This is a genomic window from Vibrio sp. 10N.261.52.C11 (assembly GCF_041471405.1).
Classification (GTDB): Bacteria; Pseudomonadota; Gammaproteobacteria; order Enterobacterales; family Vibrionaceae; genus Vibrio; species Vibrio crassostreae_C.
Window position 1 is genome coordinate 37518 of sequence record NZ_JBFROI010000026.1, and the last position, 16234, is coordinate 53751.

The 16234-nt window shown below is 47.9% G+C and carries 3 protein-coding genes; all 3 read right to left on the bottom strand.

The features are described 5' to 3' along the window. Nucleotides 1–29 precede the first annotated feature (29 nt). The 3 genes from AB4323_RS11090 to AB4323_RS11100 are packed head-to-tail and all read right to left on the bottom strand — an operon-like array spanning nucleotide 30 to nucleotide 15780. Nucleotides 30–5864, bottom strand: coding sequence for a beta-ketoacyl synthase N-terminal-like domain-containing protein (locus AB4323_RS11090; protein WP_372152473.1), 5835 nt, complete (start codon nucleotides 5862–5864; stop codon nucleotides 30–32). Further along, the gene (locus AB4323_RS11095; protein WP_372152475.1) at nucleotides 5861–7909 is read right to left on the bottom strand and encodes a PfaB family protein; all 2049 of its coding nucleotides are present in this window, start codon (nucleotides 7907–7909) and stop codon (nucleotides 5861–5863) included. The genes AB4323_RS11090 and AB4323_RS11095 overlap by 4 nt, the downstream gene beginning before the upstream one ends. Further along, the gene (locus AB4323_RS11100; RefSeq protein ID WP_372152477.1) at nucleotides 7909–15780 is read right to left on the bottom strand and encodes a phosphopantetheine-binding protein; all 7872 of its coding nucleotides are present in this window, start codon (nucleotides 15778–15780) and stop codon (nucleotides 7909–7911) included. Before AB4323_RS11100 ends, AB4323_RS11095 begins: the two co-directional genes overlap by 1 nt. Nucleotides 15781–16234 lie beyond the last annotated feature (454 nt).

The following is a 16234-nucleotide window of genomic DNA, read 5'->3' on the forward strand; positions in this document are numbered from 1 at the left end:
ATTATTTCTTTCCTAGTTCCGTGTCAGGCTTATGCTTCTTCGATACAAATGGCGATGTCTTTCACTTCGTAAATACGCAGACCATCTTTGCTCAGGTTTGCGTCACCAACGATGGTGCGTTTGCCGTCTTCGTCTTTAACCGCTGTGATATGTACATCGAGAGACATCTGTTTGTTCAGAGGGTTAATCTGACCACGGTATTTCCATTTCACTTCAGATTGGATTTGACCGAACTTTGGATTGCGGAAGTCAGCGCCAAGATCTTTGTTTAGCGCATAGGTTTGCATCAGCTCGATGATCGCTTCGACACCTAGAGAACCTGGCATTACAGGATCTTGATGGAAGTGGAATTGGAAGAACCAATCACTTGGGTCAATCGTACGCTCAGCGTATAGGTAACCAAGACCGTCTTTACCACCATCGCTAGTGATCTGCACGGTATCTATAAAGTTCAAACGACCGCCGGCCAATTTGTAGTGCTCTTGTACTTCACCAGTAGACGAGACAGGTGCATTGAAGTAACGCGTCGTTTTGTCTAGCAGGTTGATGTTTACATCCGGCGTGCGGTTGTTATCAACGTGCCAAGGATGAGTCACCTTACCGTTGTCCAAACCCAGTTGGTCTTTCAGTGCTGCGCCTTTGAAGTAACCAAATACCGCTGTACCTTCGTAGAATGGCACGCCGTCAGTGCTCAGTTCGAAGCTAAAGCTCTGTACGATGTTTGTACCCATCATTACGGTTGAAAGCAGGCGAGAATCGTTGGTGATCGTTTTGCCACGCAAGTCGACGTTACGCAGCATTTTGCCGCTGCCGTCTAGGTTACGGAAAAACAGTTCTTCACCTGGGAAGCCCAGAGTGGTGCCCATGTAGCCAGAGATGAAGCCGTTTGGCTGCAGTGAAATCTCCATCAATACCGAATAAGGCATCAATGTGTGGTGGCTGTTCTCATCAAAGTACCATGCATTTTCTGGCACTTCGTATTCTGCGATACACGATGAAGGCTTCTTGAAGTCGCCACGCTTGCCATCAATCTCTACGACACGAGTGGTTAGCTGTAGATCGCCACACGGAGTACGTGGTGGGATCATTCCACGGTAGATTGAGAAGTCAGGGCCGAAACATTTCTCGATATCGCCCGTTGCGAATTCGAACATGTGGTAAGGCGTGAACGGAACCGTATCGGGTGTGCGATTTGGGTAATCTGGCGTAACCGGCGCTTCAACGTGTTGAAGTGGAATCACACCTTTGTTTGGTGCAGTTTCTAGGTCTTCAATTTGAGCCATCAATGGCGCATTGGCTGAAGCTTGTTGGTTCACTGCTGGCGTATGGCCCAAGCTTTCATTGTCCAAGTTTTCGATAACAGGGGTCGCGACAGCTGTTTCTAAAGAGGGCAGGTAACGAGTACATTCGTCGTCTTCTTTGATCATCACACCTAAGTTTTGGAAATCAACAATCACTTTGCCGTTGAGCAAGATATCGATGTTGGCTTTCGCGTATGGACGAGGGCTTAGACCAATCTCAGTCACTTCCATGCGGTAAGTCAGTTCTGCCGATTGTGGTAGAACTTGACCACGACAGCGTACTTGTTGAGGGGCATTTTCAAGCGGTTGGAAACGCCCATTTTGAACAAGCGTGTGCATGCCAAGGTGCATCATGAAGAACTGAAGCAGTTGACCACAACCTTCTGCCATCAAAGAACCAGCCATTACTGAGTCATCTTTGAAGTGACAAGGGAAGTACCAGTGCTCAGGCTCTAGCTGCTTGTGACCTTCAATCAGACCAAGTCCCCACGTGCCGCCTTGCGGTTCAACACGGCTAACCTTTTCGATCATCATGAACTTCTCTGAGCTGAAGCACAAAGAAGGCTGGTGGCGATTAGATTGGTGAGTTGGGCCAAAACACTCTGCAATGTTAGCAGTCAGTAGATGACGTAATTCTTGGTGGTTAAACTGGGTTTTAGGGCAGTGCAACATAGGGTCGAAGCGTTGCTTAGTTGCAAGCTTACGAGCCTTGATTTCATCTTCAGTGTGAATAACACCTTTGCCGTCAGCCAGCTCTTCGTCAGTGAAGAAGCCTGCACAACCGTTATCCATTTTCAGGATCATCTTGTCGCCAACGAAACATTCGTACGAGAAGAAGAACAGTAGCGTGTCGCCATTGCGAGCAAAGCTGTTGATTGAGATGTCGTAACGCAGCGTATCGCCACCACGAGGCAAGTCGCCAAGGAAGGTCAGCGTACAATCAAGCAGGCGATAAACACGTTCGCCTTTGTTTTCGAAATCAATGCCTAAGTAGCTGATCAGCATGAGGTCACACTGACCTGATTCTACCGCCACTGCCCAAGGGATTTGACCATCAACAAGATACGGCGCATCAACTGGGATGTCGTACTCTGTGGTCATAGTGCTTGGCTTGTACTCATTCACTGTCGCGTTGAGCTTGGTTACACGAGATACCAATAGGTAGTCTGTGGTTGGTAGGCGAACGCGGCGCGAGTAGCTATCGATGATCGCGTAGTCAGGGCCAAATACATTGGCGATGTCGCCTTCAGCGTATTCAACCAGATCATCGTAATCCCAGATACATGGTTTACGGATAGGTTTTACTGGTGCTGGTGTCGCAAGTGCGTTTAACTGTGCTTTTAATAGCGCATCAGCCATCTGCATGCCTTGGGCACGAGTGTGCAGGAATGCTTTGTGTACCTGTTGAGCTGCTTGCTGATTTTGAGCAAAAGCTTGGTTGTGTGGTGTTACAGACGGCTGTGATGCTGCATCCGTATTAGCGTCGATATTTGATACGCCATTTTTAGCGGATAGGACATGAGTCATATTGCTGTGGTTACCTGTTAGCTGACTGTGGCGAGTTGGCGCCAGAGTAGGGGATACTGATGTAGGAGTTTCGATGACTGGCTCTACCGCGTTCTGCGCTAATGCCTTCTTCTCTAACTCTTTTTGCGCAAGGGCTGCTTTGATGTTTGCTGTCGTTGGAATCGACGCCACTTTTGCTGCTCGTTTGCCAGAAGCTTTCTGCTGAATCGTTGCCAAGTTAGTCACTGGGGTTTGGGCAATATGTTGATAGATATCGCGACCACCAAGAGTCACTTGCTTAACCAATTGACGTTTAGCATCGCTCGCCAGTTCATTGCTTAAACGAACGGAAAGTGACTGAGATTCAACACTCGACTGGCTTAGTAGCAGCTGTGAACATTGTCCTTCGCTGATGTTGGCAACAATCGCGCTCTTAGAGCTGATATTTGGATTCAGAGACTCAAGGTTCAGGTTGAGGAGACCGTGTAGCAGGCTTGCCATGCCAGAAGCTGCAGAGCAGTGACCAACACGTAGACTTGCTTGAGTGGTCTTGGTTACACCTAGATTGAGAGATACAAGCTCGTGTGATGAAGACTCTGGTGCATGGTTAAGCTCAAGCAGAGATACATCGTTCGAGCCGATGCCTGCTTGAGTCAGTAACTCATCAGCAACGGCGTTGCTACGCTCGCTTGAACCAAAGGCCAATGCATTAATGCTGCCGTAAGCTGTGTCTTGGTTGCTCGCTACTCGACCTTCTTCCACAAGAACAATTGCACCTGCGCCTTCGCCCACATTCCAACTGCCGTCTTGCGGTTGTCCGAATTTTGGATCAAGCGACACTGGGCTCACGCTGTTCTTCAGAATCACATGTTCCGCACTGCCGCTTAGGTCGACGGCTGCAATCACGACTGCATCCATGGATTCTTGCGACATCAGGTTTTGCGCGACATCGACACAACGAGCAACTGACTGTTCAGCGGCTGAAATCGTAAAGGCAGGGCCATTAAAGTCCCATAATGAAGAGATGCGCGAAGCCATGATATTGCCGATGAAACTGGTGTATTGGTTCAGTTTGGCTGCGTCCATCACACTGTCCATCGCGATGGTTTCTAGCGATTGGTATTCGTCTTGTGTTAGCTCAATACCCATGTTGGCAAAGCTGTCAGCCAATTGGCTATGCAGGTTTACGCGTCCACGGAATTGGTGCATCTCAAGCTCAGTTTCCATCGCTACCAGTACTGCAACCTTTTGGCCTGCCACAAGCTTGGCATCTTTGATCGCTTCGTCTGCAACTTTCATCAGTAGCAACTGCTGAGAGATCAAACGGTCATCTTCATTCGGCGGTACTTTGAAGCGTAGGAAATCGAGGTCGAATTGATCGATGTAAGCCCCGTTTGGAATGCCGTGTAAACCAAACTGATTCAGCAGTTCTGGATGTTGGTCTAAACCTTTCCAGCGCTTCTTAGGCAAAGCAATGAAAGCATCGTTGTTGGTTTCAATCGCAGTGCTCAGCGCGTTGATGCTTTGCAGAGAACCGAAGTGAGACGCTAGGCCAGTAATGCTTAAATTAGACGGCTGTAGGCTTGGAGATGCCGACTCTAGAGTCTGGTTTACATGACTCTTATCTGAGTACGCTTCAAGCAGTAAGTGTGCGTTACAACCACCGAAACCAAATACAGAAACACCCGAACAGCGCTCTGAGTTGCCCGCTTTACTTGGCCAAGGTTGAACTTGCGTTGGTAGCGTCTGTGAGCCAAATAAACCTTCTGGCGACGATAGCGGCTTGTCCAAATTAATACTTGGCGGAAGAACACCTTCTTTCATCGCAAAAATCATCTTCATGATCCCCGGCATACCCGCCGCAGTCAGTAAGTGACCGAGGTTGGACTTCGCAGAGCCAATCAATGGCGGGTTAGAACCATTCAGTTTGTCAGCAAAGAAACGTTCCATTGAGGTTAGCTCAACCTTGTCACCTAACGGTGTGCCGGTTGCGTGACACTCAATTACTTCGATGCTGTCTGGTGTTAGGTTAGAAGCTTCGTAAGCGCGTTCAAAGGCTTGGACTTGTCCTTTGCTATTTGGGCTTAATACGAACTGACCACGGCCATCGTTCGACAAGCCGATTCCACTGACGACTGCGTAGATGTTGTCGCCATCACGCTCTGCATCAGCCAAACGTTTTAGGACTAAAACACCGGCACCTTCGCCAGCAAATAGACCTTTACTATTGCTATCAAACGGAACCGAAACACCGTGGTCAGGGTAAGCGTGGAAGATGGAGAAACCCATGTTGATAAAGAATGGGTCAGCACCGGATACCGCGCCTGCCAACATCATGTCGGCTTTGCCCGTGTTCAAGTAATCACACGCTAACTTCAATGAATACACTGAGCTTGCACATGCCGCATCTAGGCTAAGTTGCACGTTGCCTAAACCTAGCGCATCAGCCACTAACTTCGAGGCGTTGTGTGCTGCAGCACCATTGATCGGATTAAGGTCTTGCGCGGTTTCATTGGTTGGTAGCAGTGAAAACTGGTCATTAGCCAATTTAGCTTGTAGTGCCTTTTCGACGACCGAGTGATACATCGGCAGAAACAGGTCGTTCGAGCGTGTGGTTGGGAACGAAAGGGCACCCATGATCACGCCTGTACGCTCTAAAACATCGGCATTTAAATCAATGCCGGCGTCAACTAACGCCTTACGACTGGTATCCAAAGCCCATAGGAAACTTTGGTCAACACCGTTGAATGATTCTGCTGTCAAGCGGTAGCCATTGCTGTCGAAATTGAAGTTTTCGATGTAGCCGCCTTTATCACAGTAAAAGCGGTCTGACTCACCTTGCACGCCCTGATAGCTTTCAGGTTCAGCACCTAATTTTTCAGCGCTTAATGTGGTTCGAGAATCTTTTTTATCCAGCAAGTTTTGCCAAAAGTCTTTTGGCGTATCAGCTTCTGGGTATTGGTTAGCAATACCGACAATCGCGATCTTATTGCACTTCACTTGCTGCTTATTCTGAGCCTGATATTTATATTGAGATGGTTTCGATTGAGAACTCATACTAGCTCTCCTTGATGATTCACTGCGCTGCCTTGAGACACACCACTTAATTGCTTAGCGGCGGTGATCTGTTGTTCTAGCCCTTGGATAAGAGGCTCGACAGACAATGGGATTTGATGAGTAATGAGCTGACCAATGCATTTGATGAGCGTGACAACATCGTCACCGCCTTTGGCATTGGAAGCGATTGTGCAGTATTGGTCTGCTACGTTGTCGCTACGATTGATCTTGTCGATCAATGTGCTGGTTTGACGATCGGCACCCACTTCGACAAACAGACGCGCACCTTGTTGACGTGCACTTTGGATCAACGCGGTGAAATCCAGCGTCGAACAGAAAGTGTCGGCAATCGAAAGGGCGATGCTGTCGCTGTCTATATTGATTGGTGCGCCAGTCGGTAGACCTGCTGCGCTGATAAAGCGGATATGCTTTGGCAACTCGTCGAACAGTGGTTGAGTGTAAAACTCACGCACTTGGCTATGCTGACTCAATGCTGGTGTGGTGTGCATTGCGGTAACACGATTCGCGGCAATGCCACGTTTACCCAGTTTTTTGAGCAATGCACGACATGTGCTTTCACAACCTGCCAGTACGCAAGTGTCACCTTGGATGATAGCGAGATAAGCGCGTGGAAACTCTGGTAACAGAGCCTCAATCGCTTGCGCATCACTGCGAACCACAAAGCTGTTCCATTGGATGCTTTCGTCGCCGTTCAGCTGCCAATCTTGACGCACTGCAGTGAGTTCGCCAGAAATTGCCGTGGTGAAAATAGGGCTAGTTTGAGTCATCTCAATCAGCGCATGTGGGTTTTTCCAAACATTTAAGCTGGCCCACATGGAAGCCTCACCCTTGGAGTAACCCAAAGCGAAATCTGGCTGCACTTTGAATTCATCACATAGCAGTTGTGTTAACAGGTAACTACTGCCTACACCGGCAATTGCCAATTCACTAAGCGACATTTCTTGCGAATCTTCAGCGTAGGTTTTCTCTGCCTGCAGCATCTCTTTCAAGTTACCCTCACGTTCTAAACGAGCAAATAACTGTGGGAAATGGTGGTGAAAATCGCGCAACATACCGGGATAAACCGTGCCAACACCAGGGTAAACAAATGCAACGCCACCTTTGCTTTGAGGCTTTGGTGAGAAACAACTGCCTGCTGGAGTCTTATATTGGCTATTGTCAGCCATTATTTTTGGCAACGCATTTTCTAGCGCTGTGATCTCTTGCAGTGCAGCATCGATTGAAGCCGCCTGAATCACGATATTCGCACCACAGTCAGCATTGTGTTGAGCGCTTTGGAAATGACTTAGGTTTGAATACATCAAGCTGGCGATAGCAAGTTCTCTGTCTGCCGAATCACTAACGCATTTAAGCTCAGCTCTTAGTGAGGCCAACTGAGAAACCAATTCAGTTTGCTCGCAGCCAGAAACCACAAACATCAAACTCTCGCTGGATAGCAATGGCTTTGGCTCGTGCAAACCGGTCGCTTGAGTCAATATCAGGCTGGTGGCTTTTGGGCTATCGTCACTGAAAGTTAACGCAGCAACACGTGCTTTGTTTGGCTCAGTGAACCAGTAATGGTTAGGTAATGAATGGCTCGGTAATGAACGGCTCGATATCGCATTAACTATATTCAACAATTCATCAAACTGCTGCGAAGCCGATAAGTCAGAGTGTTGCTGTTGATGACTTAAATCTGAAGCGGGGCGGCGTGCAATATCCAGAGCTAGCTGAATGCTATTTCCGGTAGCTGTATCTACAAAGCTCGCCAAATTCGCGTGTGGGTGAATCTTATTCTGAGCAGCATTCAGCGCACTTAACATCAACAATGATGGTGAGTGATGATCCAAACAGAGCTTAACGACATTACCTTGATTGACTGTCTCGATGGCGTGAGCAAGTGCTTGATTAAAATTGCCATCAACCACAACAGTCATCATCTCTGGGAACGAGGGAAATAAGTCGGCAGAAAGCTCAGCCGCGTTTGCTGGCTGAGCTAAAAGAGCGATGCGCAATGGCATCGCTTTATTAGTAGGAACAGTCACTATGACAATTGCTCCTTTTCTGGGTTCTTAGTCGCTTCTTTCTTCGGCACTGCTGAGCTAGATTTTGGCAAAAATGCGTCATTTAAGCTCTTGCTGATGGTGACTTTGGCACCTTTCATTACTGCGCTTAAACGACCATCTTGGTGGTAAAGCGAGATATCAGCTTGCAGTGAACGAGTCGTGCTTTTTATCACGCTCAGTTCTAGCCAACCTTGGTCACCATTGTGCATCGGTGCGTAACACACAAACTCACCGATTGCAGACGGTAGGCTTGCCGCGCCGTATTTCAATCGAGCCCATACCAACATGGCTTGCAACAGATAATCTTCAGCAAATGGTTGGCTATCGCCAAAGCCTTGCTTAGGAATAAATGATCCGCAGTCGCTGTTTTCAATCTGAGGCAACTGGCACTGAGCCAATAAGCCTAAGTCGTCAAAGCGCTCAACTGAGGTAATACCTTGCAATCTTGGTCCATGAAACAGAGTGCCGTCACTGTATAGAGCTTGTGCCGTTGTTACAGGTGCTGAAGTGCTGGCTTCAAAGCGTTTTGTCGACGCTTGTTGAACATCTTCAGACATTTGCACAGAGGCAACTTGCAACTGAGCTTGATACTGTGGTCGTCCTTGGCAGCTGATTACTGCTTTTAGCTGATCTTTTGATTTAGCATCAGAGGAAAGAACCAGTTTCAGCTCTTTCACTTCATCAGTATCAAAAATCACACCTTTCAGCAGTTTGTAGTTGTGAACGCTAACGTTCACCCCTAACAGTTGCTCTGCGACTTCACGCATCCATTGGATGGCACACACTGTCGGTAACACTGGGTTACCGGCAATGCAGTGATCTTGAATGAAAGGCAATGCCTTTGGATCAAGATGACGTGTCACAGTAATGCTTGTATTCAGCGGACTCTCTGCAAGGTGCACAGACTCCGCATTAAGCTTTTTTACAGCAGCTTCCTTGTTGTCAGAACCTTGCATGCTCGTACCAACCAGCAGTTGAATGCCAGTTTCGTTCAGTAGTTGAGAACTAAATAGCTCTGCACCCGCCTGAAGAGGAATTACGTACACACCGCGCTCTGTAAACATACGTTTCAGTGCTGCGTTGACCATGCCACCGTCCCACGGTCCCCAGTTGAAGCTCATCACTTTCGCTTGAGGGTTACGAGCAGACAGCTGTAGAGCCGCTTTGTTCAGGATCTCGTTGGACATTGAGTAATCGCTTTGGCCTGTGTTTCCGTAGAAACCCGCCGCCGAAGAGAACATCGCAATCAGTTTTAGCTTGCTGCTATCAAGACCACCAAGAACCGCTTCTAGTCCGCTCACTTTGGTGCCGTAAACCATGTTCAGTTCATCAAGCGTTTTGTCTTGAATATGCTTGTCAGCCAGTACACCTGCACCGTGGATAAGACCTGTGATGCCTTCGAAGTTTGCCAGTGTTTTTGCTACTGACTCATGGTTCGATACATCTAGGCTTAGGTATTCAGCGCTCGCGCCGATCTCATTGAAAGCGGCAAGTGCTGCGTTGATTTCAAGGCTGCTCAATACAGGTTTTAGCAAGGCATCTACTTTCTTCGGCGTTGGTTTGTCACCTGTTGCTTGTAGGTGAGCGATAGCCGCTGGTTTTAGCTCTTTCTCTTGCTTACCTTGTGCCCACTGAGGTAGCTCAACTGAAGTAATATGCTTACTACGACCTGCAAGAACGAAATGAGATTTACATTGCTTAGCAAGCGTCAGTGCACATTCAAACGTCACGCCTTTAGCGCCACCCGTCACGAGAACTTTGTCGCTCTTGGTGAGTTGAGCGCCTGTGTTTTTAGTTTGTGCAGCGCCTGGTGTTGTCGCAATCAGTGTTGCACGACCAGATTCACCGTTTTCCGTATGGCTAAGGCCGATTTCAACCGTGTTGGTATCGATATCGAACAGTTCACCTGTGATAGCTTCAGCTAGGTGACGAGCATCAATAGAAGCGTCAGCATCCAATGCACGGCAGAATACGTTTGACCATTCATGGCTCAGTGTCTTAGTTAGACCAGATAGAGCCGCTTGGTTAAGTTCTGCATTCGCTAATTGCTTAGTATCTAGGTAACCAAAGCCACCATCGATACGGCTTAGTGTGAAGAACACGCTACGACCAGAAACGGCATTCAGTTGGCCATTTAGGTGCTTGGCGAATAAGAACGCTGTCGTCAGTGAAGCTCTTGAGTCTGCATTCAAGTTAACCGCTTGCTCGTTGCTTTGTTTAGCATCAACGATAGCTTGTAGGTGAATGAAGCCAGCAATCACTTTGTTCGAGGTTTTAAGGTCTGCTTCGATGTCGTTAATAACTGCAGTCACACCAGCATCATCGACGCTGTTGAGTGTGTAGCTTGCGATTTCACTGTTTAAAGGTGACGCGGCAGAAAGAGCACTACGCACTACAGCAACTTGAATGCCGTTAGCGGTCAACTTTTCTGCTAGAACACCGGCGTTGTGACCATCATCTGTGATCACGACACAAGCGTCTTTTGAGAAACAATCGACGAGTTTATCTGCCGCTGGTAGCTTTTTTAGCGCTACCTCATTGTGTGGAGGAAGTTCCGCTGTCGCTGTTTCTGCGATAGGCGTTACTGATTCAGCTTTAGCAGTCGCTACAGGTGCAGCAACGGATAGCTTGCTTTGCATGTAGGTAACGATTTCACCAAGAGTACGACACTCAGCTAAGTCTTCAGGGTTTAGCTCTGGCAGCGTTGGTAGCTGGTCTTGAACCGTACCCAAGATCTCAACGCGTTTAATCGAATCGATACCAAGGTCAGCTTCCATGTCCATCGCTAGGTCGAGCATTTCTGCTGGGTAGCCTGTTTTGTCGGCAACCACTTCCATCATAGTTGATTGAACGTGAGCAGGGTTTAGGTCGTTGCTCGTGCTTTCTACAGCGGCTTCTGGAGCAGGAGCTACTGTCGCTGCTTCCGAATTCGGAGCTAGCTTGCTGTTCATGTAGTCTACAATTTCACCCAGAGTACGACACTCAGCTAGGTCTTCAGGGTTTAGCTCTGGCAATGTTGGTAGTTGATCTTGAACTGTTCCAAGGATCTCAACACGTTTGATTGAGTCGATGCCAAGGTCTGCTTCCATGTCCATTGCTAGGTCGAGCATTTCTGTTGGGTAGCCAGTTTTATCCGCTACTACGCTCAGCATTGTGCTTTGAACTTGTTCTGCGTTTAAACCGTTTGATACTGCTTGCGCTGGTGCAGATGCTTGAGCTGCTACTGGAGCAGAAGCTGGAAGCTTACTGTTCATGTAGTCAACAATTTCGCCTAGAGTGCGACATTCAGCTAAGTCTTCAGGTTTTAGCTCTGGAAGAGTCGGTAGTTCGTCTTGTACCGTACCTAGGATTTCAACACGCTTGATTGAGTCGATACCAAGGTCAGCTTCCATGTCCATTGCTAGGTCTAGCATTTCAGTCGGGTAGCCCGTTTTCTCTGCGACTACTTCTAACATGGTTTTTTGAACGACAGCCGCATCTAAACCATTGCTAGCTGTTGCCGGAGTAACTACTGGTACTTGTGAAGACACTGGAGCAGAAGCTGGAAGCTTGCTGTTCATGTAGTCAACGATTTCGCCAAGAGTACGACACTCAGCCAAGTCTTCAGGGTTTAGCTCTGGAAGAGTAGGCAGTTCATCTTGAACCGTACCAAGAATCTCAACACGCTTGATTGAATCGATACCAAGGTCAGCTTCCATATCCATTTCTAGATCAAGCATTTCCGTTGGGTAACCTGTCTTCTCAGCAACCACTTCTAGCGTGGTTTGTTGAACGACTTTCGCATCAAGACCGTTAGCGGCTTGAACAGGAGCGGTTGCGCTTGGTTGTGCTGCCACAGGCGCTGATGCTGGCATCTTGCTGTTCATGCTTTTACTGTTCATGTACTCGACGATTTCACCAAGAGTACGACACTCAGCTAGATCTTCAGGGTTCAGCTCAGGTAGGTTCGGCATTTCGTCTTGAACGGTACCAAGGATCTCTACACGCTTGATTGAGTCGATACCAAGGTCTGCTTCCATGTCCATTTCTAGATCAAGCATTTCCGTTGGGTAACCCGTTTTCTCAGCGACCACTTCTAGCATCACTTTTTCAGCATCGGCTGTTTGTACTGCTACTGGTGCAGCCACAGGAGCTGGTTGTGCTTTTACTGGCACAGGCTGAGCTGCAACAGGTGCTGCTGCTTGAGCGACTACTTGTGGTGCAGGAACGGCTTTCTGGACTGGAGCTTGCTGAGCTACCGCATTTTGAACTGGTGCTGCTTGAACAGACTGAGCCTGTACAGGAGTCGCTTGTACTTGAGCTACAGGCTGTTGGACGATAGCTGCTGGAGTAGTTTGAGTAGCTGGAGCTTGAATCGCTGGCTGAGCATTTACAGACGCAACGAAGGTTGGTTGTACTGTTTCGACAGAACCTTGTGTCAACATGTTAAGTGCTGAGTTGTTGCTGTGCGCTTGCATCTCTAGGTAATGAGCGTGCGCTTTTAGCGTTTCAGCTTGGTGCTGGTGGAACATCTCCATAGAACGCTGTAGATTCTCAGGAATTGCTACGCCTACTGTTGCCATTTTCGCTTGCTCAGACATTAGGGTATTGAACGTGTCACCGTATTGCTGAGGAATCGCAAGGAACTGCTGATGTACTTCTGCTGCTTGTTGTTGAGCATTGAAGAATGATTGCAGTGAAGACTCATCAACCGTTACTGAAGCTGTTGGTTGAATAGTCGCTGGTGCAGGTTGCGCCACTTGAGGCTGCTGAGCTGCTGTTACTACTTGTGCACTTGGTGCTGGAGCAGCTGACTGTTGAACATTTGAAGCTTGAGGAGCAGGCACATGTACTTCAACGATTTCTGTTTTGATCACTTCTTTTTCCACGATTTTCTCGACTTCAACTTTCACTTCAACAATCTCAGTTTTTTCGGTGACGTTGCCCGAAGCCAGTGATTGATCCATTTTCTTACGAGTAGCAGGGCTGATGTAGTTGGTTGCATTCAGCTTAATGTTCATTGGTGATGCCTTTGCAGGTTCAGCAATGTCAGCTTGGTAAGGGTCAATGTTGTCTAATGAAACACCTGTCACGCACAGTTGAACCGCAGCTAAACGAAGCTGTTGGTCACTGTCTCCTTTAGGGCTTGGGTTGATGCTGATTGCGTAAAGTTCTTCGTTCTTATCAGCCAGTGTTTTCTCAACCAGCTTTTGAAGAATGTTTTTCGGACCGAACTCAACGAATACGCGCGCGCCTGCTTCATACATCGCTTCAATTTGCTCGCTGAAACGAACCGATTGCAGCATGTGTTGTTTGAATGCTTTCTTAATCGCTTTAGCGTCTTTGCTGTGCAGTTTGCCCGTTGCGTTTGAGTAAAGCGGCAGCGTTGGAGCGCTAAATGCAGCTTTATCAATTGCAGCTGCAAATGGCTTTTGAGCATGAGCAACAAGCGGGGTGTGGAAAGCACCAGATACTGGCAGAGCAATTGCTTTGAAGCCTTGCTCAGTTAGCGCTTGGGCTGCCTGCTGAACGGTTGCTGTTGGACCAGCAATAACCAATTGAGTCGGAGCGTTGTAGTTGGCAATGCTCACGCCTTCGAATTGGCTGATGCAGCTTTCAACGGCTGGAAGTTTGTCTGCGTCTAGAATGACCGCAAACATAGTACCGCTGTCGCCTTGTTCAGGTGTCGCCGCCATCGCATCGCCACGAGCGAAAGCTAGTTGGTAGTAATCGTCTTGCGAGATAACACCCGAAGCACATAGTGCGCTTAGTTCACCAAAGCTGTGGCCTGCAACCATGTCTGCTTTGAAGCCAGCTTGAGTCATGATGTCGAACTGACCCATAGACACAGTACCAATTGCACTTTGCGCATTGGCCGTGTTGGTTAACACCGCTTCTTGAGCTTTGGTTGCTTCTGGTGTGAAGGTTGGAATGGGGAATAGAATTTGGGACAGAGCCGTCTTCTTGTGCTGACCAAATACTTGGTCAGCTTGAGCAAGCTGTTGGCGCATCTCTGGGTAATGACAAGCAAGCTCGCGACCCATGTTGAGATATTGCGAACCTTGACCTGCAAATAGCGCTGCTACTTTACTAGTGCCGTTTTCAGCAATCAGTGCTGACTCACGGTAGCTAGTACCGTTTGGCATCTGCCAATGTGCTTTGGTTTGGCTCTCAAGCATAGGAATCGCTTGAGTCAGTTGCGCTTGAAGGTCTGCTTGGTCAGTTACAACTAAACCAAGACGAGCGTGCTTAGCGTCAACTTCGCGTAGAGCGTGTTGCTCAGCAAGCGCTTCCAGTTTGAACGCTGCATCTGCAGTTTGAGTTGAAACCTGTTTAAGTTCATTGATCAGTGCTTGACGAGATTCTGCGCTGAATAACAGAGTTTGCGGCACTTGGCGTTGACGGTATTTGTCACCGCGAGTGTGCTCTGGTGTGTACTCTTCCAATACCACGTGGAAGTTAGTGCCACCAAAACCGAATGAGCTGATACCTGCACGGCGTGGTGTGCCGTCGACACGTTTCATCCAAGGGCGCGTTTGTGTGTTTAGGTAGAACGGCGAGTTTTCGATATCCAGTTTAGGATTCGGAGCCGATACGTTAATCGTTGGCGGCAGTACTTTGTGGTGCAGTGCTAAGGCAGCTTTGATTAAACCTGCAGTACCCGCGGTTGATTTAGTGTGACCAATTTGAGATTTCACAGAGCCTAACGCAATGTGTTGCTTCTCTTCATTGTTCTCACTGAATACCGAGTTTAAGCCACCAAATTCAGCAACATCGCCTGCTGCAGTACCTGTGCCGTGCGCTTCTAGTAGGCCAAGCGTGTGCGGTGCGAAACCTGCATCATCATAAGCACGTTTGAGTGCTTTTGCTTGTCCTTCAGGGCGAGGCGCGTAAATACTCTTGAACTTACCATCCGAAGAAGAACCGACACCTTTAATCACTGAGTAGATTCTGTCGCCGTCACGTTCAGCATCTTCAAGGCGCTTAAGAGCAACCATGCCGATGCCTTCACCAATCATCATGCCTTTTGAATCGATGTCGAAAGGTTGAATGGTTTCGTTTGTAGTGAATGCTGGGGTTTTAGAGAAGCTCATGTACATGGTTGGTGAGTTATCAGTACACACACCACCAGTGATCATCATTTCACTGCGGCCTTCAACCAGCTCGCTCAGTGCCATGCGCATTGCGGCTAGAGAACCTGCACACGCAGCATCTACTACACAGTTGATGCCACCAAGGTCAAAGCGGTTAGCAATACGACCTGAAATTACGTTACCTAATGAACCAGGGAATGAGTTCTCTTCCCAGTGGATGTATTGGTCTTGGAATTTTTTGATCAGCATTTCGCTGTCTTCGTCGTTGATGCCACTGCTCTTGAAGACTTTTTTCAAAACAGGGTATTGAAGACGAGCATTCAAGCTTTGAGCGATCTTCTGACCACCGCCTACACCGAGTGTAATACCGATCTTATCGCGATCGTAACCTTCAGGAAGTTTCGCATCTTCAAGTACTTCTTTTGCCACGATCAGAGATAGCAGCTGTGACGTATCAGTCAGTTCTAGGATATTTGGCGGAAGGCCGAATTCCATAGGGTTGAAGTCAACTTCTGGGATGAAGCCACCGCGCTTACAGTAAGATTTGTCTGGCGTAGTACGATCTGAATCGTAGTAATCTTCTGGGCGCCAGTGTGTATCAGGCACTTCGGTAATTGCATCGATCTTTTCGCTGATCAAATCCCAGAATTTGTTTAGGTAGCGAGAGTTCGCAAACATGCTTGCCATACCAACGATAGCAATAGGCATGTCTTTAAGACGTTTATTAAGTCGAGTGTCGTCGACTGATTCCGGTGTATTTTTTTCGGGTTGGCTCATTATGAGTCTCCACTTGAAATCACTGAGGGCGATGTCGTGTTTTGAGGCTGCGCTTTTAATTGAATCGAAAATAAATCTGAAACAGATTTGGGCAAACGCAGCTGAAGAGTAAGGCTGCCGAAAGTTGGCCACCTGACTGAAATAGGGGGTGCGAAGTTCATTGACTTGCAGACGTTGAGAACGTGTTTAATGCGTGAAGGGGGTATTCGAATGTGAGGTTAATGTCCATTTAAATCCTGTCCAAAGTACTGCTTTATGCAAAGCAGGTATCCGCAATAAAAACGTGTGAATTTGTTTAATGGTTGAGCAGGCTACCCGAGGTGAGTGGCCGATACAATGCTCCCAGAGGCCACTATGATCTGTTCAGACCAGATGATTTTACTGAACTTTTATTTTTTGTATTTTTAATGCAATTAACTTATTGATAATTAATGGATATGAGTGGTTTTTTAGT